Source organism: Clostridium beijerinckii (assembly GCA_003129525.1).
Lineage (GTDB): Bacteria > Bacillota > Clostridia > Clostridiales > Clostridiaceae > Clostridium > Clostridium beijerinckii_D.
In genome coordinates, this window is sequence record CP029329.1 from 3,367,424 (window position 1) to 3,388,770 (window position 21,347).

At 28.0% G+C, this 21,347-nt stretch carries 25 protein-coding genes; 4 read left to right on the forward strand and 21 right to left on the reverse strand.

Annotated elements, in window-relative coordinates:
- Positions 1-30 precede the first annotated feature (30 nt).
- The 11 genes from DIC82_15020 to DIC82_15070 all read right to left on the reverse strand — a co-directional run bounded on the left by DIC82_15020 (position 31) and on the right by DIC82_15070 (position 7,180).
- The gene (locus DIC82_15020; GenBank protein ID AWK53104.1) at positions 31-678 is read right to left on the reverse strand and encodes a hypothetical protein; all 648 of its coding nucleotides are present in this window, start codon (positions 676-678) and stop codon (positions 31-33) included.
- Between the two features lie 327 nt (positions 679-1,005).
- Positions 1,006-1,236, reverse strand: a complete 231-nt coding sequence (locus tag DIC82_15025) for a hypothetical protein (protein ID AWK52229.1) — start codon at positions 1,234-1,236, stop codon at positions 1,006-1,008.
- Positions 1,237-1,252: 16 nt separating this feature from the next.
- Positions 1,253-1,408, reverse strand: coding sequence for a MarR family transcriptional regulator (locus DIC82_15030; GenBank protein ID AWK53105.1), 156 nt, complete (start codon positions 1,406-1,408; stop codon positions 1,253-1,255).
- Positions 1,409-1,573: 165 nt separating this feature from the next.
- Positions 1,574-2,893, reverse strand: a complete 1,320-nt coding sequence (gene dnaB, locus DIC82_15035) for a replicative DNA helicase (protein ID AWK52230.1) — start codon at positions 2,891-2,893, stop codon at positions 1,574-1,576.
- A 1-nt stretch (position 2,894) separates the two neighbouring features.
- Positions 2,895-3,743 (reverse strand): hypothetical protein, encoded by an 849-nt coding sequence (locus DIC82_15040; protein AWK52231.1) that lies wholly within the window; start codon positions 3,741-3,743, stop codon positions 2,895-2,897.
- A 17-nt stretch (positions 3,744-3,760) separates the two neighbouring features.
- Positions 3,761-4,648, reverse strand: a complete 888-nt coding sequence (locus DIC82_15045) for a chromosome partitioning protein ParB (GenBank protein AWK52232.1) — start codon at positions 4,646-4,648, stop codon at positions 3,761-3,763.
- Positions 4,633-5,385 (reverse strand): ParA family protein, encoded by a 753-nt coding sequence (locus DIC82_15050; protein AWK52233.1) that lies wholly within the window; start codon positions 5,383-5,385, stop codon positions 4,633-4,635. The genes DIC82_15045 and DIC82_15050 overlap by 16 nt, the downstream gene beginning before the upstream one ends.
- 204 nt (positions 5,386-5,589) lie before the next feature.
- Positions 5,590-6,084 (reverse strand): hypothetical protein, encoded by a 495-nt coding sequence (locus tag DIC82_15055; GenBank protein ID AWK52234.1) that lies wholly within the window; start codon positions 6,082-6,084, stop codon positions 5,590-5,592.
- A gap of 134 nt (positions 6,085-6,218) precedes the next feature.
- Positions 6,219-6,467 (reverse strand): transcriptional regulator, encoded by a 249-nt coding sequence (locus tag DIC82_15060; protein AWK52235.1) that lies wholly within the window; start codon positions 6,465-6,467, stop codon positions 6,219-6,221.
- A 15-nt stretch (positions 6,468-6,482) separates the two neighbouring features.
- Entirely contained in the window at positions 6,483-6,917 is a 435-nt protein-coding gene (locus tag DIC82_15065; protein ID AWK52236.1) for a transcriptional regulator, read from the reverse strand.
- 56 nt (positions 6,918-6,973) lie between these two features.
- On the reverse strand, positions 6,974-7,180 hold the full coding sequence (locus DIC82_15070; GenBank protein AWK52237.1) for an XRE family transcriptional regulator: 207 nt from the start codon (positions 7,178-7,180) through the stop codon (positions 6,974-6,976).
- Between the two features lie 194 nt (positions 7,181-7,374).
- Here DIC82_15070 and DIC82_15075 point away from each other — a divergent pair, with 194 nt between their 5' ends.
- A complete protein-coding gene (locus DIC82_15075) occupies positions 7,375-7,719 on the forward strand; it encodes an XRE family transcriptional regulator (GenBank protein AWK52238.1) in 345 nt (114 codons plus the stop codon).
- 36 nt (positions 7,720-7,755) lie between these two features.
- Here DIC82_15075 and DIC82_15080 read toward each other — a convergent pair whose 3' ends face one another.
- Both DIC82_15080 and DIC82_15085 read right to left on the reverse strand, forming a co-directional pair.
- A complete protein-coding gene (locus DIC82_15080) occupies positions 7,756-10,104 on the reverse strand; it encodes a hypothetical protein (protein ID AWK52239.1) in 2,349 nt (782 codons plus the stop codon).
- Between the two features lie 16 nt (positions 10,105-10,120).
- Complete coding sequence (locus tag DIC82_15085) at positions 10,121-11,212, reverse strand: ATPase (protein AWK52240.1); 1,092 nt, start codon at positions 11,210-11,212, stop codon at positions 10,121-10,123.
- 216 nt (positions 11,213-11,428) lie between these two features.
- On the opposite strand from DIC82_15085, the gene DIC82_15090 reads away from it, so the two are divergent.
- Both DIC82_15090 and DIC82_15095 read left to right on the forward strand, forming a co-directional pair.
- Positions 11,429-11,926, forward strand: a complete 498-nt coding sequence (locus DIC82_15090) for a Zn peptidase (protein ID AWK52241.1) — start codon at positions 11,429-11,431, stop codon at positions 11,924-11,926.
- A gap of 107 nt (positions 11,927-12,033) precedes the next feature.
- The gene (locus DIC82_15095; GenBank protein AWK52242.1) at positions 12,034-13,185 is read left to right on the forward strand and encodes a site-specific integrase; all 1,152 of its coding nucleotides are present in this window, start codon (positions 12,034-12,036) and stop codon (positions 13,183-13,185) included.
- Between the two features lie 71 nt (positions 13,186-13,256).
- Here DIC82_15095 and DIC82_15100 read toward each other — a convergent pair whose 3' ends face one another.
- The 6 genes from DIC82_15100 to DIC82_15125 all read right to left on the reverse strand — a co-directional run bounded on the left by DIC82_15100 (position 13,257) and on the right by DIC82_15125 (position 18,539).
- The gene (locus tag DIC82_15100) at positions 13,257-14,135 is read right to left on the reverse strand and encodes a recombinase XerD (protein AWK52243.1); all 879 of its coding nucleotides are present in this window, start codon (positions 14,133-14,135) and stop codon (positions 13,257-13,259) included.
- A gap of 93 nt (positions 14,136-14,228) precedes the next feature.
- Positions 14,229-14,861 carry a stage II sporulation protein M gene (spoIIM, locus tag DIC82_15105; protein AWK52244.1) on the reverse strand — a complete coding sequence of 211 codons (633 nt, stop codon included), beginning with the start codon at positions 14,859-14,861 and terminating at the stop codon, positions 14,229-14,231.
- Positions 14,862-15,137: 276 nt separating this feature from the next.
- The gene (locus DIC82_15110) at positions 15,138-15,908 is read right to left on the reverse strand and encodes a polysaccharide deacetylase (protein ID AWK52245.1); all 771 of its coding nucleotides are present in this window, start codon (positions 15,906-15,908) and stop codon (positions 15,138-15,140) included.
- Between the two features lie 144 nt (positions 15,909-16,052).
- Entirely contained in the window at positions 16,053-16,892 is an 840-nt protein-coding gene (locus DIC82_15115) for an amino acid ABC transporter substrate-binding protein (protein AWK52246.1), read from the reverse strand.
- A 262-nt stretch (positions 16,893-17,154) separates the two neighbouring features.
- On the reverse strand, positions 17,155-18,057 hold the full coding sequence (locus DIC82_15120; protein ID AWK52247.1) for a cation transporter: 903 nt from the start codon (positions 18,055-18,057) through the stop codon (positions 17,155-17,157).
- Positions 18,058-18,353: 296 nt separating this feature from the next.
- A complete protein-coding gene (locus DIC82_15125) occupies positions 18,354-18,539 on the reverse strand; it encodes a hypothetical protein (protein AWK52248.1) in 186 nt (61 codons plus the stop codon).
- A gap of 390 nt (positions 18,540-18,929) precedes the next feature.
- On the opposite strand from DIC82_15125, the gene DIC82_15130 reads away from it, so the two are divergent.
- Positions 18,930-19,127 carry a DUF378 domain-containing protein gene (locus DIC82_15130; protein AWK52249.1) on the forward strand — a complete coding sequence of 66 codons (198 nt, stop codon included), beginning with the start codon at positions 18,930-18,932 and terminating at the stop codon, positions 19,125-19,127.
- A gap of 245 nt (positions 19,128-19,372) precedes the next feature.
- Here the strand turns inward: DIC82_15130 and DIC82_15135 are convergent, their stop codons facing one another.
- Together DIC82_15135 and DIC82_15140 are read right to left on the reverse strand one after the other, a co-directional pair.
- Positions 19,373-20,302, reverse strand: coding sequence for a hypothetical protein (locus DIC82_15135; protein AWK52250.1), 930 nt, complete (start codon positions 20,300-20,302; stop codon positions 19,373-19,375).
- A gap of 293 nt (positions 20,303-20,595) precedes the next feature.
- Positions 20,596-20,946, reverse strand: coding sequence for a hypothetical protein (locus DIC82_15140; protein ID AWK52251.1), 351 nt, complete (start codon positions 20,944-20,946; stop codon positions 20,596-20,598).
- Positions 20,947-21,347 lie beyond the last annotated feature (401 nt).

Below are 21,347 nucleotides of genomic sequence, written 5' to 3' on the forward strand. Positions count from 1 at the left end.
TATGCCATCTTTATAACTCATTGTTCTATCTCACTCTTCTCTATTTTTTTCAAACTCAATAACCCAAACATAAGGATTAGCATTCCAACCGTACATATCAATTTCACTTTTGTTTACTGTACTATCCCAAAGGTTTTCAAATGCCTTCCTTGGAGTCCTTGGCATATCTCTCCAACTAAACTGATCTTCACTTGCTGCATATTTAAATACTTGATTATCCTTTGTATATTCTCTAATTCCTTCTGATAAGAAATCTTTATGTTCCATATCATGTAGGCGTTCAATTCTTATATCTGTTACTTTTAAAAATATCCTTGCTGCTTCTTTGGGCATATGAATTGATGGTTTCCATTTATCAATGAATGATTGTGGATAGTCTCCACCAACTTTATATGCATATCCGCCAGTCCATTCCTGCCACGTCTCTCTTACATAAAGAACATCTCCAACATGATATTTACTATATTTGCTTATATACTCTTCTAATGTCCACCATACTGGTGCATGTGTATAATCCTTAATGTACCATCTACCATCACTGTTATTAAATTCTTTCCAAAAACCATATCCGCTTGGTTCATCATTGGATGGTGTCCTTTTTATATTTCTTCTTGTAGTTGTTTTTTTACTATCTAAAAGGGCCTGTACCATTGCTGTATTAAATAATATTGGTTTTATCAAATCTCTCACTCCTTTACTACGTCAAATCTACATATTCAGCATTACTTATTTAACTTCTTTACTCATATTCTCAGATTTATTTGCAATATACCCGATTTCTTTAAGTTCTATATATAAAGCATCTTTTATACTTATCCCTTCATCCTCTATTCTTCTTTGTGCTTTAGGGACTATTATATTTACAATATCCGTAATAACTCCCATACCTTTAATCTCCTAATTTTTAAGAAGAGAGCCCTTAACTACTCTCTTCTATTTATAATTTGCAGTAACCTTAATTAGCAATTTGAAATCCCTGCTAACGCCTTATAGTCCTGCAAGATCTTAGATGATTTTGCTATCTTTCAATTTCATAATATCTTTAGCTTTTATCCAACAATCTTTACAACAACCGCTACTTATACAATCATCTAATGTAAAATTAAATCCTAAATCATGAGGGCAATGATAATTTTTCCCGGTTATTTTATCTTGTACATAGCTACCTAACATTTCAAATCTTTTTTCTAATTCCTTTAGAGTCATCAACTTAGCTACTTGTTTAATTGCTATCATTCGTACCAATCTCCTTTTAATTAATTATTGCTTTTAAATTATTAAAGAATTTTTCTTTTTCTTCTTGTGTAAGATCCTCTGTATATTCTCCAAAAACTTCTTCTAATGTTTTCTCTGGTTGTTCAAAGTAAGCATTAACTATTTTATCTATAACCTCAGCTTTTTTATCCATATGTTTTATATCCCTCACTTCTTTTTCAGCTTCTTGCAGCAATCTAGAATAATTTGCACTATTTACTTCACCAGTCTTATATCCTGTTGCCATCCTCATACATGAAGCATAATTCATTAATTTTCTACTTTCTTGAATAAGATTCTGCATATGCTTCATGACACATTACCTCCTTATAACATCCAAAGAACCGAATCTTTGATATTGTCCAAGCCATGCAAGCTTTGTAGTTCCTGTTTTTCCATTTCTATTTTTAGCTGTAATGACTTCTGCTATATTCCTATCTTCTGATTCTTTATTGTAATATTCATCCCTATATAGAAAGTGAATTACATCTGCATCCTGTTCTATTGAACCTGATTCTCTTAAATCTGATAATATAGGTCTATGATCTGCTCTTTGTTCTGGTGCTCTAGATAGTTGTGCTAATGCAATAATGTTAATTCCTAATTCTTTAGCTAATCCTTTAATTTCTCTTGATATATAGGCTACTTCTTGTTCTCTATTTGTTGTATTTAAAGTAGTTCTTATAAGCTGTATATAGTCTATTAAGACAAGATCTAATCCACTTTGTATTTTTAATTTTCTACATTTAGCTTTTATATCAGTCAGCAGTGATGATGTATCATCTATAAATAACTTTCTTTTCGTTAAGTCATTTGCTCCCAAAGATATTTTTTCGAATTCTTTATCATTCAATTGTCCAGTTGATACATTTGAAAAATCAACTAAACATTTAGCAGCTAATAATCTATCCATAAGTTGGTCTTTAGGCATTTCTAACGAAAATATTGCTACATTGGCATTTTTAGAAACTGCTTGTCCTATATTTAATGCTAATGCTGTTTTACCCATAGAAGGCCTTGCTGCTATTACTACAAAATCAGATTTTTTAAGTCCAGATGTTACTTTATCTAAATCATTAAATCCAGTGCTTAATCCTACTAATTGCCCTCCATTCCTATATCTTTCTTCTAAGTTTATAAGGGTTTGCTCAACTGCATCAGCAATTGGTACTATATCATTTGTACTTTGACTTGATGAAACTTTATATAATTCATTTTCTGTATCATCAATTATGCTTTTTATGTTTTCTTCTTCATGAGCTTTTTGTAATAATCTTTTGCTCGTTTTAATTAATCTACGTCTATTTGCTTTTTCCTTAACTATTTCTGCATAAGCTATAACATTACTACTCTCAAAGTATGATGTAGCTAATTCAGTTAAATAAGTGACTCCACCACATCTATCAAGTAAACCCTTCTTCCTAATTTCCTCAATAACTGTAACAAGATCTATCCCAATTCTACGATTAGCAAGTGACATTACTACTTCATAAATTTTTTTATGTTTATCTACATAAAAATCATCTGCTATTACTATTGGCTCAACTTCAATTAACTTATCTAAACTGCTTATTATACACCCAAGTACTGCCTGCTCTGCTTGTAAGTTACTTGGTAATGGTCCTTCTAAATAATCCATACTACAAATCTCCTAACAATTCTTTATTTATTTCTATTTCTGAAGCTTCATGAGTTTCTTTAGCTTTTGAGGTTATTGGTATTACATTGCCTCGCTGCCTGTTGTAATTGCCTTCTAGTACCTTGATGTAATTGCTCTCTTTAATAATCCAATCAAATCCACAATTAGGCCATTTACCACTTCTGCCTGAAAGATAATCACTACTCTCAGTCATTATGAATAACTCTTTAATCTTGTTTATGCCTAATGATCTAAATATTGTTTTAATATGCTTGTCTCTAGTCTTGTTCCTAGCTTTAACTCGTGGTAAAGACTTACAGGTGCTATTAAACATATTAATAATTAATTCATATGGCACTGTGGAATCAGGTTGACCTGTTCCACAAGATATAATATTTTTAGTAGATGGGTTTTTAGTAGATGGGTTTTTTGCTCCGACTTTTGAGTCGTACCCCTCCGACTTTTGGGTCGTACCCCCTCCGACTTTTGAGTCGTATTCCTCCGACTTTTGAGTCGTATCAGTTGTTATAAGCTTATGATAACTTTCTCCAACTGCATAAAATGAATAACTTCCACCTTTTAAAACATGCTCATGTTCTAAAACTTTACATTCAATTAATTTATTCAGCCTTCTTTTCAATACATCATTACTCTTTATCTTTAGAATAGGTAAGTCTTTTAATAATGCTGCTGATTTAAGCCAGTAAAAGGGCTTATCATCTATTATCTTTATTGTCATATTCCCACTATCTTTAAAGTCTATAAAATACCTTAAAATAAGAGCATCTTTTTCGTCTAAATTAAAATCTATCAATGTTTGTTGAGAAAAACCTTCTATCGTGTATTTCATCCTGTGCCTCCTTTACTTTAGTTTTCACTTGATAAATAAGTATTAAAGGTAATTTTAAATGCTGCCTTTGTTTCTATTGGCATACTCGCATAATAATCATTAATTAATTTCTTTAATTCTTCTAACTTTGATTCAAAAGATTCTGGTTTATTTTCAATTTTCTTTTTAGCCTTAGTTAAATACATTTCAGCGAATGTCTTTCTATCATTTTCGCTTTCAACAGGTTGCTTAATTCCATTAATCAAAATCTCAACCTCTTCTTTAGATTCTTTAGGATCTAAGGCTTTAATTTCTTCATGAATTATCTTTTGTTCATCTTTTGTTAAATTACTAAGCGTATGAGCTTGGGTTAGTGTTATCTCTTCCTTATCTAATTTTTCTTTAAGTGGTTTAATCAAATCTTTATCTACCTTTTGATATCTTCCAACTTGTACCCCAGAAAGCTTCATATCAGCTCCTATTAAATCCCTGGTCTTTCCTTTAGGTAAATCCTCACCATTAGCTTTCTTCTGCTCATAGATAGCCTTAAGCCTTTTAATACCTTCCATCTTTTCACTAGGTAATAATTCTCTTTGTTCCACATTAGCTTGTATTAACATTATCTCTGCATCTAAATCAATAATTTCTTTAACCTGACACGGTACTTTTATATAATTCAAACTCTTTAAAGCATGATATCTTCTTTCACCTGAAATAATTTCATAAGTTCCATTATCCTTTTTTCTAACTACTAGATTATGCATAAGACCATTTTCTTTAATTGATGATGCAAGATCTTCTATTTCCCTAATACCATAAAAATTTCTTGAGGAAGGAACTAGGTTACTTATATCTAGCTCCTGAATAAAACTTTGCTTTTCTACTCCGTTTATTTTAGCTGCTAAACCCTTTAAATAATCCGACATAACAATTCCTCCACCAATGCTTTATAATCCTTAGATGCATTAGCTCTGTTATTAAAGTAAATTACTGGAGTAGATTCAAAGGTACTTTTAACGACATCAATGTTGTCTCTTATTGTTTGGTTAAACATCAAATCACCTAATTCTCCTTTAAGTTCTTCCTTTACCTCTCTATTTATCCTGGTAGCCCTGTCCATAGTTATAAATACGCCAAGTAAATTTAAATTTTCATTAAATTCCTCTTTAACAGAATTAACGCTGCTAATCAAATATTCAAACCCATCTAGTGAGAATTTATCAATTTTAAGTGGTACCAAAACATAATCACTTGCAACTAATGCATTTATTGAAATCATCCCTAATGATGGTGGACAGTCTATAAGAACATAATCAAATGGTGCTTCTGATTTATCTAACCACTTTTTAAGCCTTGTTTCCCTAGCTTTTTTAGTATCTGCAAGTATCTCAGATTCACTAGCAATAAGATTTATATTTGCAGGTATAAGCCATACATTCTCATATTCAGTCATAGTTACTGAAACATCCTCACCTTTGAGAAGATTATAAGAACCTAATGAATTTGGATAATACATACCTACATACTTAGTCGCATTACTTTGTGGATCAAGGTCTATAATCAAAACCTTATTACCTAATCTACCTAATTCAGCTGCAACATTAACACATGATGTTGTTTTAGCAACCCCACCTTTTATATTTAAAAAACTTATAATTTTCATCTCTTTACATTTCCTCCATTCTATTTTATAATGGAGATACGGAAGGCAATCCGTATCTCAAATAATATTAAATTAAGCTTATAATTGAACCTTTACCAAAGGTTCTTTTTTCATTTCCAGTAATATTCTTGCAAGCTTATCTTTTAAGTCTTTAGCCTTACAAGCTATAGAGAAATTCCCCATTATCCCTACCTCCCTTCACAATTAATACCATTGTTTACCCTCATGTGTTACATGCAGCCAAATCTTCCTTTTACCCTCCAAAAATGCAAAACGTAAATATTCTTTTCTATACTCTTCTGTTGGTTGCAAATTTTCATAATCTTCATCTGAATATTTATGAAGTTGCTTTTTAGTTCCATCAGCTTTTAATATATTTATTTTATTTACTACACTTACAAAACAATTTTTGTAATCTTCGTCAGTTTCACGATTTGGATGAGGTGCTACATAATCTATATCCTCAACATAGTTAATTGCCTTTGGAACTGTAATCATTCTATTGTCCATACCTTGACCATTAAAATAGTTAATAATGAAGTTCCTGAAAATTTCTTTATTTTCTTCTGTTAGATCCTCATACCCTTTTACTTTTTCTGCATCAATCCTATGACAACTTTTCAAATCTTCTAAACAAGTAAGCTTATAATTATTCAAACCATTTTTTTGATAAATTTTTTCAATATCATATCTATTCATAATTTAATCCTCCCTACATAATTTGCATTTAGCATAATTTCCACAACAAACTTTAAGCAAATGCTCTTTTCTAAACTTTTTATCTAAAATGCTGCTGCGTAATTTGTGACTATTATTTATAAATTTTGGGCACTTTATTGAACACATTTAAATTGCTCCCTTCTTCCTTGAGTTACATAATCTAAATCCTTTATGTTATCAAGGTCATTTAAATCTTTATCTTCTGCCCAAAGTAAAAACCTTTCAATTTCTAATTTTCTTACTTTAAGTCTTCCAAGTTTTAAAGCTTTAAGTAATCCTTTATCAATAAGCTTTCTTATAGTTGGTTTGTCTGTTTTTAAAAGCTTTGATGCTTCATCAACTGTAAATAAAATATCTTCCATAAATATCATCTCCTTCTATTTTGCAAATTTTAAAGTCATAATAGCCTCAGCCACGTCATCAAGCTCTTTCATTATTAAATCCCATTGTGGACGCTCTTGATCATCAATAATTCCATCACATGTAATTTCTATCATCAAATCTTTACACTTAAGGAAATCTGACACTTCCTTTTGAAGCTTCAATATGGCAACTGGAAGTTCTCTAATCTCAATGTTAGGTAAATATTTTTGTCCTATCTCAGCACTTGTCTTTAAATGTTGATAAGCTAAATACTGTGTATCATAAATTTCAATCATCTTAATAACCACTTTATCTGGTGGAATTCTCTTCCCTCCCTCATAAGCTCTTAAGCTATCAACAGATATGTCCATTAGCTCTGATGCCTTTTCTTGAGTTAAACCTGTTGACTCTCTCGCTATTTGGTAAATATTTCTGTATTCTTGTACCATTCATTTCACCTCCTATATGTACTAAAATAGAATTGATAAGTTTGAGTTTCTAGAACTTAAATATTAAAAAAAATAGCTAGTATTTCTTTTTGATTTAATTCTAATATTTTAATTATTTTATTAGCTAAATCAATATGAACTTTAGTTTTTCCACATTCTATTAAACAGTAGCTGGCTTTATTTTTATAACCTAACATTTTAGCCATTTGCTCTTGAGAATATTGTTTTCGTTCTCTAAACTTTATAAGCAATTTAGTATTCATAAAAATTCTCCTATTCTAATTATTTAAGGTTTGATTTTCTCAAACTTTATATTTTTATTATAGTTTTAGTTTCTCAAACTGTCAATACTATTTTATTGAAAAAGTTTAATTTTTTCAAACTTGTTTTTCTGTATTTTATATTATGTTAAAATATAATTAGTTTAAATAATTTAAACCTCAAAGGAAGGTATGCTATGGAATTAAACATATTAGGTAATAGAATAAAAATATTGAGATTAGAAGCTAATTTAACTCAAGAAGAATTCGGGAAACCATATTCTTTAAAAAAGTCTACTGTATCACAATATGAATCTGGAAGTAGTAGACCTGATGATGAATTAAAGAAAAGAATTGCTCTAGATTATAATGTTTCACTTGATTGGCTCATGGGCCTTACTGATATAAGAAATTATGATAATAAAGAAATAACTATAGCTCTTCATAGTGATGTTGATTATGATGATCTTCCTGAAGAAGCTAAAAATGAAATTTATAATTTTATAGATTATGTTAGAAATAAATATAAAGATAAAAAATAAGGTGTTCTTCACGAACACCTTATTTTTTTAATAACTTTAATTATTTATAGTTATGTCTATATCTTGGCGAAGTTTAATATTATTATGCCAAAAATTATTTATATCTAGTAGTCTTGTCACTTCATCATAAACTTGACATTTTTTTGCTGGATCTTTTATTGTAATAATGACACAAAATTCTTGACTTAATTCAAATGATTCTGCCATTGATCTCTTTTCTATAAAGTCTCTATATAACCCTTCCATTTTGAGAAACCACTGTTTATCACCTTTTAAATGTTTTTCTTTGTTGGTTGGAGTCATTTCTGATAAATCTACTGCATATTTTTTTACTGGATAAAACTTATCTCCATATTCAATTAACATTCTTTCAGATAGTCCAAAATGCTCTGTTGATGATTTTATAGCTGTTTTACTATAACTGCTCGATAATAGAACATTTTTAGAATTCTCTTTTCCAATTGCATTTAATATATTATTTTTACTTATATCTCGGTCTGTCTTTTCATCATAACTTCCAAAATACATATCAATATTTGATTGACAATATTCAGCCCCTTGTGTTGAATCAAGAATTGGATCATATACTAATGTAACAATAACTTGTCCCTCATAAAATCCATCTCTTTTCAAGCCAGCTGGATATGGGAAATCTAAGATTTCTATAAATTGTCTTTTAGTTAAAGAATCTCTTAAAATAAGTGTTATCTCATTTGGGTTATTGTATAGTATTTCTTTAATTTTCTTAGGCTTTCCAAATCCCATTTGATTTAATTTTTCATTGGCAGATAAAGTAACATTTTCTCCATAATTAGCAGAATGAATCAGTAACGATTTTAATAATAAAGGATCAAATTCTTCATCTATCTCCTCTTGTAACCCTGCTAATATTGATGTTATTCTTGGTGTTGAGAAACTTGTCCCAATGTTTTTAGTTATCTTCCCATTTATATCAAAAGAATTTACTCCATTTATTATTAATTTACCGTTTTTATCAATTCCAGCATTCCCACCATAATGTACTACATCAGGTTTAACTATACAAGCTGGTCCTCTCCCTATTCTGGTAAATGGAGATGGAAAATCCACATCAATGCCACTTTCTAAATTTTTTTCTTGTGCAATTGATCCAACGACTACCGATCTAACTGAGTCCGCTGATTTTGGTATTTTAGATTTAGGCTTCCCTTGCATAAAATTACTGCAATTACCTGCTGATTTACATATTATTACTCCATACTTATCTTGTATTTCATCAATAGCTTTAGCAAAGTCTGAGAATTCATTTTCATCTATTTCTTCCTGTAATCCGCCAGAAAGATTCCAAATTTTTATCTTCTTATGATTTGCACTGATTACTTCTCGAATATTATTTACCAATTCATCTTCCTTTATAGATTCCTTTGATAAATCAGGGAATACATTGCCATCGAAAATCTTGCATCCTTTTAATCCTGTATATTCTTTATCTTCTAACATATCACCATATAAAATTATACCTGCTACAAAAGTTCCATGAGATGGATCTATTAACGATTCAGGATATGGCGTTGATCTGGTTCCTTCTAACCATGGTTCCAGACTTTTTATTTTATTAACTCCACTATCTAATATTCCAACAGTGACATAATTTCTACCATCCTTTGGCGTGTGCACTATGGGTGTGTCATTAATATTAAAAAAATCCAAGTCAACTGAATACTTTGGCATTGGCTCAATTGATAATATAGCACTATAATTTTGAAGTTCACCTATTCTGTCTAAATTTGCATTTTTCAAACTATAAACTATTAAATCATCTGAATATTTAGCTTCAATAACATCTAAATTTAGTTCATTACATTTTCTAGCAAAGTTTAATTTTACCATTCTATTAATTTCATAATCATTATAGTTTATTAATTTAATTTTATAGTCATCTTCTATTTCTTTATTGACTATTATTTTAGGTTGTAAAGGTTCAATTTTATTAATACAAGATATTGCATAAGCATTCTCTGCATAATTAGAAATATTTTTTCTTATTTTATTTAAATCATTTTTATTTGATATTTTAATCAGTAATTCATTTTCACCCATAAGTCCAATAATATTATAACTAGAATTTATTTTAAATACTCTCCCTACCTCTGCTCTATGACCTTTCGCCTTAGCATAATCTTGAATTTTAGTTTTTATTATAGCAGGTATAAAATCCTCACCCTCAGGACGCCTTTCAAGAATATCTTCTATTTCACTTAAATTATCATCTAATTCAATACTATGTTTAACTAAAGTTTCACCTTCTAAAATCCATTTAGGTAGTTTTCCACTACCACCACCTTCTGTCCTACTATTGTCTATTTCCCTTTTTGCAAAAAATTTTATAGGTGCATTATTATCCATATTGCCATCTCCATTATTATTTATTATTTATTGTTTCTCGAACTCTTCTAATAGGTAAATCAAAAAAATCTACAATTTCTTTTTGGGTGACTCCATATAAATTCAAATATTTGATTAACTCATCTTCATTACTTACATTATGGTTTTTAAATAAGAAAATCTCATATATTATTTGAATGAATTCTATAATATCCTTTTCTTTCATTATAGATTTCTTGATTGATGTATACATAATACTTTTTATATCGGCTGGACTTAGGTCCTTTACTGCATCTAATAAATATTCTAATTTTTTCTCATTAGATATAAAATCTATTTTGAAATCACTTGAGTATTTTTTAACTAATTTTCTTATCTGTTCTTTTTGTGGTCTTTCTAACTCAATAATCTTATTAAATCGCCTCCAAATTGCTGGATCTAATAACTCATGATGATTAGTTGCTGCTATTAATATACTATTTTCACTAAATTCATCTATATTCTGTAGCAAGCTATTTACTACCCTTTTTAATTCTCCTAGTTCATTTTTATCATCTCTTACTTTAGCTATAACATCAAACTCATCCAAAAATAATATACATGGCCTCTTCGATGCGTATTCAAATATCTTTCTTATATTCTTGGCTGTATTACCCAACAATGAAGATAACAATGAATCAAATCGTGCTGTTACCAATGGTAAATTAGTTTTACAACTTATATATCTAGCTAAAGATGTTTTTCCACATCCAGGAGGTCCATATAATAATAAAGTGTTATTAACATCAATCCCTTTCCTTTTCAATATATCTCTATATTCAAAAGTTTTTGTGAAATCCTCTATTTCTGAATTTATAAATTTATCAAATACCAATTCTTCAAAATTTGAAGTTGGCATTTTTATATCAACTATATCCATTCTACTCTCTTGGTCTACTGGTTTTGTAGAAAACGAATCTAACGCAACCATTCTTGTATTATTAGATTCTACAGTATTTAATATTTTTTTTGATAGATTTTCTTCGCCTTCTTTTCTTAAGTTCTCTGCAAGTACCTTTGAATAATTAATTACTTTTTCTTTATCTCCTTTAAGGGCACCTTCGATTATTTTTATCAACTCTGTATACATAATTAATCTCTCCTTATGTTTTATATAATACGCTTTATTAACTTTAAAGTCAATATTTTGTTATTTATTTATTCATTATTGTAATATTCTATTCAGTTTTTGTTATTTTATTCATAAAATAATTATATTAAAGTTTAAATTCTACAATACTGCTATTGAACATGTGTTCGTATTATATTATAATGATATCATAAATTATATGGTGGTGATATACATATGAATAAATTAAATGATATTTTTGAAATAATTAAAAAAGAGAATATAATTCTTGAAGAAACCCATATTCAGCACAAAGATACAAAAGGAATATATTTTAATGTTCCTGGTATTCCTCCGACTATAGGTATATCAAAATCTATTATTAATGATAGGTGCATGTACTTATCTATTCTTGCCGAAGAGCTAGGACATCATTTTACTACATTAGGTGATTTAACTGTTAAGTCTAGCAATTATTCTGAAAAACTCCAAAAAAATAAAAAAGAAAACACAGCTAAATTATGGGCTGCTGACTTTTTAATAAGTGATGAAGATTTTGTACAAGCACTATATAATTGCATATCAACACCTTGTGATATGTGTGATCATTTCAATGTCACCGATGAAATATTAAACTATAAAATACTTTCTATAATTTATGATGAAGTTAAGTATACTAACATAAAAAATAATTTAAAATTGAGAGAAATACCCTATAATTGTTGTACTATTTAATATTAATTGTACAACAACGACTAATATATATTGATTTAAACTCAATGTATTTTCATAATAACATTGATTAAAATCAATATATACATTAAAAAGGAGGACAAATGATAATGGAAGGTGGAGTAAGAAAAAGAGGTAATACATGGTATTACTACTTTGAAGCTGGCAAAGTTGATGGAAAAAGAAAAAAAATAGAACGTAAAGGAGGCACAACAAAGAAAGAAGCACAAGCTGCTTTAAGAAGTGCTCTAAATGAGTTTAATGATACTGGTAGTTTTTTAGATGAAACTAATATGTCATTTGCTGATTATCTAGATTATTGGTTTAATGAGTATGTTATGAACAATTGCAAATATAATACTCAACAAACATATAAATCTCTTATTAATATTAATTTAAAACCACAATTAGGTTTATATAAAATCAAACAATTAAATTATAATTCATTACAAGAATTTTTAAACAAACAATATGCTAAAGGATATTCAAAAAATACTTTAGCAAGATTGAAAAACGTAATTTCACATTCATTGCAAATGGCTATTTTCCCATATAAGTTATTGAAAACTAATCCAGCTGATAGTTTGAAAGTTCCAAAATTTGATAATGTTGCTACAAATAAAAATATAATCATCACACTTGATGATTATAATAAAATTTTAGAAAGATTCCCTCTTGGTAGCAGTTTTTATGTTCCACTACAAATTGCTTTTAACACAGGAATGCGTGCAGGTGAAATATGCGGATTGACATGGGATTGCATAGATCTTGATAAAAAGAAAATATCAGTTGAAAAGATTTTAATTTTTAAAACTAAGCAAGGTTATGACTTTAGTACTCCAAAGACATCAAATTCAATTAGAACAATTGATATTGGAGATACATTGGTAAACATTCTTACAGAACATAAAAAATGGCAAGAACAAAACAAAAAAGATTATGGTGAATATTATAATGATAATGATTTTGTTTCTACAAAAGAAAATGGTACTTTTGTAACTATGACTTCACTAAGATATTTATCTAAAATTGTTAATATGGAACTACAAATAAAATTTAATTTTCATGCATTAAGACATACACATGCAACAATGCTTTTAGAAGCTGGTGCTAATCTTAAAGAAATACAAAATAGATTAGGCCACTCAAAATTTTCTACAACAATGGATATATATTCTCATGTAACTCCTAAAATGAAAGATAATACTGTTGCAATTTTAGAAAATATATTAAACACCAATTTAAATTTGCCACCAGCTTAAAAAGTCGGTGGCAAATGGGTGGAAACACCCAAAATTTTATTTATGATATTCTTTATAATATTTAGCAAACATCAAGCTCTTGGATGTGTATGCATGTATATATAATTGATTTTATCATTATTTATTATTTCATAATATGTGTCCATATAAGTTAAAACCTGATTTCCTAGTAATTTTTGGACAGCTCTAACATTTGCTCCATTTTGAAGTAAATGCACTGCAAACGAATGTCTAAAAGTGTTTAAATTAACATCCTTATCAATACCAGCTTTTCTAGCATATTCTTTTACAATTCTCCAGATTCCTTGTCTTGTAAGTTTATTGCCATTTAAATTTACAAAAAGATTAGATACTCCGCATTGTGCAATCTTATATCTTATAGCTAAATACTCTGTTATTGCCCTAGAAGCACTTCTTCCTATAGGTATAAGTCTTTCAAAATGTCTATTATCTGTGCATCGTACGAAATTCAAATCAAGATTAACATCCTCTACATTCAATGAAATCATTTCAGAAACCTTCATTCCAGTAGCATACATTAATTCTAATAATGCATTATCACGTACTCCTTTTGAACAATCCTTTTCGACTATTCTAATTATTTTATCTACTTCTTCAATGGTTAAAATTTGTGGTAATTTTCTATTATTTTTGGAACTCTTGTATTCTATTTTGGGAACTTCCTTAATTAAAGTTTCACCTTTTAAGTATGAGTAAAAATTTCTAAGACTTATGACTATTCTATTTATGGATCTTTCGGATTTTCCTAGAGCTGTGAGATTTTGTATATACGACATAATTGTTAATTTGTCAGTTTTATATAAATCTATGTCTTTTCTGTTTAAAAATTTAAGATATATACTTACATCAGTTACATATGCGTATATAGTGTTTTCACTTTTGCCACTCTCTGACAAATACTCCTTATAATTACTTATGCTATTTATCATTGCTATCTCCTATACCATTGATTATGATTAGTATTCGACAAAATTGTCAATTTTCCTTTTTTTAAATTTTCATATGTGTATATATCTTTTGCATTACAAATAGAACCGTTTAGCCACAAATTTTATTAGAGATGGCGATACATAAGTTTCAACCAATATTCCTATTAAAAATAATATTATAATTATAATTAACTTATTTAATGCACCATCAAACAAAGAATCTTTATTTTTTCCACGTTTGAAAAATCTTTCTTTAAATTTTTCTGTAGACATAGATAAACTAATAACACTTAATGCTATAAAACATGGAATATATATTAAATTTTGAGGAATAACAGATACTAAAGCTAGTCCAATTCCCTTGCCTTCAAAAGTAGTTACCATAAAAGAAAAAGTATACCCTAATGTAAACCCCTTTAATAAATCTAAAATCAATATTATAGGAGCTCCAAAAAAAGTTAAACCTAATATAAATATTGGTATAATTAATAGTATATTTTTCTTAATAACCTCAAACAATAAATTTCCATAATTAATGGGTTCGTTTCCTACAGAATTTGTGAAACTAAAAAAATAATTCGTCAAATCATTTTTATCTGCTGATCCCATGTATTTTACAGTATAAAGTCCAAAGGATATTCCTAAGCAAAACATTATTAGTACAATGAAGAAATAGGTTTTTTTAGCCATAAAAGTATCATTCAGTCTAGTAAGTAAATAATTCATCTCTTATTCCTCCTTTAGTTACTCTACTTTATACTATGTTTAACATTTGAAGTTTATTCACCCACCTAATTATAAATATGTAAAACCATCATAAATAATTTTGTATTGTATATATCATATTTTAATTTTATATATAAAAAACATCTTATGTATATTGAAAAATCCTAAATTAACTGTAATCGAAATAGTTAATTTAGGATTTTATTAGTCAGAACATATAAATTATTAATTTCTATTATTAATTTTTCGATTACATGCAATATCTTTCTAGAGAACTTAACGTTTTTTTGTTATTGGGAAATATAATTCTGGTGTATCTTCTGTAATGGTTTTAAATTCATACCCCTGTGATTTATAGTATTCTATTATTTGTGGCAATGCTTTACAAGTGTTTTGGTGTATATCTGTACAATGCATAAGTAGTATTATAGTTTGAAGATCATTACTTCCCTTTATGGCTTTTCTATATAATTTATATGTCGAGAGTTTAGGCTTTAAACCATCTGCAGTATCTAAATTCCAATCATATATTTTAAAATTATTCTCATGTAATTTTTCTAAATAATTCTTGTTTAAATGTTTATAACTACCTCCTGGAAATCTAATTATATTGGGTGAAACTCCAATTATATCATTTATTTCATTACGGCAAGCAATCATTTCATTTATAAATGTATTTTCATTATCATAAATACTCTTATATTTGTGGCTATACGTATGAAGTCCTATACTATGCCCTTCATCATTAATTCTTTTTACCACATCTTCTGACCCTTCAATTTGACTACCAATTAGGAAAAAGGTTGCTTTTACATCATTTTCTTTTAGGGTGTCCAACACATTGTTTGTGATATCATTACTAGGACCATCATCAAAAGTTAAATAAAGCACTTTTTTTCTATCAATAGGGATTTTTTTGCTTACATTTAAATCTTCTATAGTTGTTGTGTTACCGTCTGCAGACATGCTATTTACATTTTCTTCAAAGAGGAAAATAACAAAAAGTATATTTACAAAAAATAAAAAAACTCTTAATTTATTTTTCAAATTTTTATCCTCCAAATGCAATTTAAATAATTTATTAATCTAGAACACTTCTTATCATTCACATTTTTCAGATTTTTATTTATGGTAATTTTGAACATATACTATCCTATTATTCAGTTTTCAAAGAACATTGTTTATTTTACTTCATATCATATTATTTTTATCTAGTCCATACTTTTCAAGAATAGCATTAAGTGTACCATCTGCTTTCATATCATCAATTATTTTATTTAATTCGTTTAATAAAGAAATATCATTTTTTTTAACTGCTATTCCTATAATTTCTTGTAATTCAGGAGTATAGTCTTTTAAGCTTCTTAATAAAGTGTCTTTTTCCTCCATTAAATGATAGTTTATAATAATAGAATCAGCTAAACCCGCATCAATTTTTCCATTTCTTATAGCATCAAATAATTCAGTTGTACTTTCTAAAATTACTACCTCTTTTATTACGTTATTTTCCTTCCACTTTTTCGCTAAATCTTCAAATATTGTTCCTTTCTCCACTCCAACTACTGCATTTTTTAAATCGTTCATAAAATTAATTTTTGAAAATTTTGGTACAATAACAGCTTCTGATTCTTTATACAATGGTTTAGTAAATGCTGCTAACTTTTCATTTTCAGGAGTTATAAATATTCCACCGACTGCTATATCTATGTTATAGTCAGTATTAAATTTTTCTAACAGACTTGCAAATGTTGCTTCCTTAATTTCAATTTTATTAATTTCAAGCCGTCTTACAATTTCAGTTATGATATCGAAATCAATTCCACTTATCTGATTTGTTTCAGGATTTATAAAAAAAAATGGGGATTCCTTTGGTGGCCCAGTAACAGTTATTATTCCTTTTTCTTTTATTATTTCCAATCTATCTTTTTCTATTGAGTTATTTACCATTGTAGTTTCACTATTACCTGTCCCGCATCCAATTATTATTCCAATAAGATTTATAATAACAATTAAAGTAAATATTTTTTTCATAAATACAAATCTCCTCCAAAACTATAAACATTTTTATAGTTATTATTTGGAATTTGAATTTAAATTATTCGTGTTTGAAAAAAATTCAAACTTTAAAGCTATATATCCTTACAACACAAAACTAATAACTCTAAAACTTAAGATAATGTTTTAGAGTTATTAGATTGTTATTTTATTAGAAATGAATACTTAGTCTTGCGATGATGAGGTATTCTTTTCGTTTGTTTTGAGACTTTATATATTAATTTCAAGATTAAATCTTTTATATATTTGAATGTGAAACCTTATTTACGGTATCATTTTTATATGGTTCTAGATGTACAATGACATCTACATTATCATTTAATTCTTTCCTTAGAGAATCTTGAATTTCATGAGCAAGTCTATGCGCTTCTTCAAGATTCAACCTAGAATCAGCTAGTATGTGCATATCTATGTGCATATCATCAACGTTTCCTCTACTTCTTATCTTATGAACTCCCTTTACTCCTTCTTTGACTATTACAATTTTCTCGATTTTTTCTGTGTCAACGGCTTTACTATATACTAAAATACTGCTGGCTGCTTCGAATATTTCATAAGCTGCGTGAAATATAAAAATAGCTACTATAAGAGATGTTATACCATCAACAATTGGAGGTGCTCCCAATTTGATTGCAATAAGTGTAGTAATTACACCAATTGTTACATATATGTCACTTCGTGTATGCATTGAATCAGAAATAAGAATTGTACTATTTAACGCAGAACCCTTTTTATGCTCATACTTTGTAATAAATATATTGATACAAAGTGTAATCATCATTACTATCAAGCTTTCTATAGTAACTTCTGGTTTAACTGGATTTATTAATTTAGTCACTGCACTAGTCATAATTTTAACCCCTAAAAAGACCAACATCCCTACAATAAATAGTCCTGTAAGTGTTTCAAATTTTTTGTGACCATATGGGTGATCATCATCAATAGGTTTTGCAGCTACCCCTATGCCTATGAGTCCAATAATATTTGAAGAACCATCTGTTATTGAGTGAAATCCGTCTGCTGTCATACTTGAGCTGTTTATAATAATACCCATAATTATTTTTGCGACAGCCACTACTATATTTGCAAACATGATAATCCATAATACTTTTTTTATTTCCTTAAAGTTGCCTCTTATCAAAATAACACCTGCTTTTAATTAATAAAATTTATTCAAATTAATCTTATAATGCACCCATTAATTATCAATTGGAAATGCATTTTATATTTTATACTATGCTATAAATTGATATCTGTAACCATCTTTTAAAATATTTTTTCATAAAAATGGTTATCAATTGATAATTAAATATAATTGATAACCCTTTATAATTAGATTTAAATAAATTAATATGAATGAGATGCATTATGTTTCTATTAATTATTTTATATTGCTCATAAAATCACCATTTAATATTATATTACAATTAAAACTAGTTATTGTTTTATAATCTTTGAAGAACTTATGTTGATATCTTTCGTATTTCCTTGATCTTTATTGATTTTTTCATCATCTGTCTTTTCTATTTCTTCCCCTGCATAATGAAAATTTTGAATGCATGTAGTTAAATCGCTTCCAAGACTACCAATACTATTCTTTTTGTCATATGGTTTATTTTTCATAATTTCATATCTCCTTTATTTAATTACTCACAGGTTTTGCTAATGTATACAATAAGCATGACTTTTTAATACTTTATGTAAATTTCAATGTTGTAACTCTTGTTCCATAGTTTAACCTCCTATTCTTTTCTAATTAATTATATTTATCTTTTTCTAAATCATATAAAACACCATTTTTTAGTAAAATTCTAATTTATAGTTACATTAAATAATATACTTAATATAAACATATTTACAGGAAACATACATTTATATAATTATTATTTAGCGTCAAACAATGCTTAATCTTGAATAATAGATAGGAATATATTTAAAAAAATTTAATATAACAGAATAAAAAAATTTTTTTAATACATACTATTGATATATTTAAATAAGGAGTGTGTTTTTATGAAAACATTAGATACAATTGCACTTATATTAGTAGTTATAGGAGGAATTAATTGGGGATTAATTGGTTTTTTTCAATTTAACTTAGTTGGATCTCTTTTTGGTGATGTTTCAATGATAACTAGAATTATTTATTCTTTAGTTGGTATTGCAAGTATATATTCTATTTCATTCTTTGCTAAAGAAAGAGCTCGATAGTTTGATTTTAATATATTATAAAGTAAATGCTGTTATAAAATATTTTTCAAAATTCATTTTGTGACAGACTTTTTCTTTTATTTATAATCAACTATTATTAAAGTTCAAGGCTGCATAAAGAATCATAGGTGGACAATTCAACCTATGATTCTTTATAATATAAATACGTCCCAAGCTATTAAAAATAAAAAACTGAACAAGATTTTAAAACTAATCATTTTTTGCATATAAATTAAATTTAAACTTTACATCTCTTTTCTAAATATCTTTAATAAACGTAAATAATGATTTGCTTCACGTAAAGTATGATCACCTAGTAGTGGTATTATTATAGACTTGATTTTACATTCTACCAATCCTTGTGTACCCTGTGCCTTAAATTCACTTATTTCTGCAGTTGCTTTAAGACTGTCGTCTGTAACTTGAGAAATTGGCATTGACTTATCCATTGCTTCTTTTGCTTCTATTGTCAACTTATCAAACTCATTTCCAAAGTTATTTGCTGCATTTATTAATTCATCTTCTGTTGGATCAAGAAGTCCACGAATAAATTTTGAATGTTCAGCCATAATTCTGTTCCAAAAAATTTCTTGTTCATAAGCCTCTTCCTCTAAGTTTATTTCTTCACGGCTTTGCAACCTTTGAACTAACTGAAAATAGAACTTTGCTTCTCTTAATATATGGTCTAGAAGTAAAGTAAAATTATTTGTGAATATCTTACAAGACAAGACATCTGATAATAGCATAGTCTTAAACTGTGCTAAACCTCTAATTAATTCCATGGCCCTATTATTGAGCATATATACTTTTTGTTCGAGACGCGTATTATTGCTCATATTTAAAGTATCACCCTTTAATCCAACCTCTGCTTTCGTAACATTAATTGGAATTTTAACTCCTGTAAAATATGCTGAAGCCATTTCAGCTTTTAATGTAAAGGGTGTTATTATTTCACCAGACTCTAATACATCATTGCCAACAACTCCATTAGAAAGAGCTATTGTATCAGCTAAAAGTATGTCGAACCCCATTCTAAACGCATTTGCTTCATCTATATAATTTGAATCCTTTGGCGTAAAACCTACTTGTAAAAAGAATGAATGTTCCTTCATAATTCTCGCAAAAAAAAGATGTAATTCCAATGATTGTCGTATAAATTCACTGCTAGATGTCATAATTAGTTTCTCCTAATATAAATTAATTACCAAGTTCATTGTATTCACTAAATATATAAAAGATTACTTTTTATTATGGTATTTTAAGATTAAACATCTAACGACTTTTTAAGTTAAGTAATATGTAGTGCTTAAAACGTACTATTTTTCTATTTAAAGTTTAATGTATTCACTAAGGTATTTATTCTCACTTATACTTTGTAAATTCAAGACCTCGGAAGTTTCCGGGGTCTTAAAATGTGGTTACTAATACAAATCAGTTATACTGTTGTCCCTTTATTTTTAGGTATCCCTTAATAAAAAGGATAATATGGATAGTATGGAGGAGCAATGTAAGGTAATAAGGCTATCTCAACTAGCCTATTCATTGGAAAAGATCGACGTCTAAAGCGCCTAAATCTTCTTCTAGGACGGCCGTAATCATGATATTGCCGTTGATTATCAGATTGATCTTCGTTTTCTTTCTCCATAACATCCTCACCAACTAACATAGTAATGGAATCTGTATCTACATTTTCAATAATTCCATCAAGTTTACTTCCATCTGTCATAGTTAAAATAATATGATAGTTTAAGTATTTTTTACATACATCTTCTACAGCACGTAAATCTCTGTAATAGCCATCTTCTCTGTCTAACGCCATTTTTTAACCATCTCCTTTCAAATACCATGATATTCATTTATAAATAAAATAGTTACATTTCAATTAATAAATCTTTATGATTATTTAATAAAAAGCAAATTATTAAAGCACTTTTCCATTACTTAAAGCATACATTTTATAATGATAAATATATTAGGAGGATTTATGTCCATTTATTTTGATTTTAAAACTATTAATGAACTTATTGGAGATAATTATTATAGACAAGTACAAGTAAAGCAAGACACATCTAAGTTTACTCCTGATGATTGGATTAGGTATATTGCTCCACTAGTTACTTACTCTTTAGGAGAAACTACTCAAGGAATGAATACACAACGTGCATATCAAAAATTTATTTTATTAGGTGTACTTGTAGGATTAGGAAAAACACCTCAAGA

Coding starts and splice junctions, on each gene's coding strand:
- DIC82_15025 (AWK52229.1), bottom strand. CDS start 1,236: ATGATAGCAATTAAACAAGTAGCTAAGTTGATGACTCTAAAGGAATTA.
- DIC82_15030 (AWK53105.1), bottom strand. CDS start 1,408: ATGGATAAAAAAGCTGAGGTTATAGATAAAATAGTTAATGCTTACTTT.
- dnaB (AWK52230.1), bottom strand. CDS start 2,893: ATGGATTATTTAGAAGGACCATTACCAAGTAACTTACAAGCAGAGCAG.
- DIC82_15040 (AWK52231.1), bottom strand. CDS start 3,743: ATGAAATACACGATAGAAGGTTTTTCTCAACAAACATTGATAGATTTT.
- DIC82_15045 (AWK52232.1), bottom strand. CDS start 4,648: ATGTCGGATTATTTAAAGGGTTTAGCAGCTAAAATAAACGGAGTAGAA.
- DIC82_15050 (AWK52233.1), bottom strand. CDS start 5,385: ATGAAAATTATAAGTTTTTTAAATATAAAAGGTGGGGTTGCTAAAACA.
- DIC82_15055 (AWK52234.1), bottom strand. CDS start 6,084: ATGAATAGATATGATATTGAAAAAATTTATCAAAAAAATGGTTTGAAT.
- DIC82_15060 (AWK52235.1), bottom strand. CDS start 6,467: ATGGAAGATATTTTATTTACAGTTGATGAAGCATCAAAGCTTTTAAAA.
- DIC82_15065 (AWK52236.1), bottom strand. CDS start 6,917: ATGGTACAAGAATACAGAAATATTTACCAAATAGCGAGAGAGTCAACA.
- DIC82_15070 (AWK52237.1), bottom strand. CDS start 7,180: ATGAATACTAAATTGCTTATAAAGTTTAGAGAACGAAAACAATATTCT.
- DIC82_15075 (AWK52238.1), top strand. CDS start 7,375: ATGGAATTAAACATATTAGGTAATAGAATAAAAATATTGAGATTAGAA.
- DIC82_15080 (AWK52239.1), bottom strand. CDS start 10,104: ATGGATAATAATGCACCTATAAAATTTTTTGCAAAAAGGGAAATAGAC.
- DIC82_15085 (AWK52240.1), bottom strand. CDS start 11,212: ATGTATACAGAGTTGATAAAAATAATCGAAGGTGCCCTTAAAGGAGAT.
- DIC82_15090 (AWK52241.1), top strand. CDS start 11,429: ATGAATAAATTAAATGATATTTTTGAAATAATTAAAAAAGAGAATATA.
- DIC82_15095 (AWK52242.1), top strand. CDS start 12,034: ATGGAAGGTGGAGTAAGAAAAAGAGGTAATACATGGTATTACTACTTT.
- DIC82_15100 (AWK52243.1), bottom strand. CDS start 14,135: ATGATAAATAGCATAAGTAATTATAAGGAGTATTTGTCAGAGAGTGGC.
- spoIIM (AWK52244.1), bottom strand. CDS start 14,861: ATGAATTATTTACTTACTAGACTGAATGATACTTTTATGGCTAAAAAA.
- DIC82_15115 (AWK52246.1), bottom strand. CDS start 16,892: ATGAAAAAAATATTTACTTTAATTGTTATTATAAATCTTATTGGAATA.
- DIC82_15125 (AWK52248.1), bottom strand. CDS start 18,539: ATGAAAAATAAACCATATGACAAAAAGAATAGTATTGGTAGTCTTGGA.
- DIC82_15130 (AWK52249.1), top strand. CDS start 18,930: ATGAAAACATTAGATACAATTGCACTTATATTAGTAGTTATAGGAGGA.
- DIC82_15135 (AWK52250.1), bottom strand. CDS start 20,302: ATGACATCTAGCAGTGAATTTATACGACAATCATTGGAATTACATCTT.
- DIC82_15140 (AWK52251.1), bottom strand. CDS start 20,946: ATGGCGTTAGACAGAGAAGATGGCTATTACAGAGATTTACGTGCTGTA.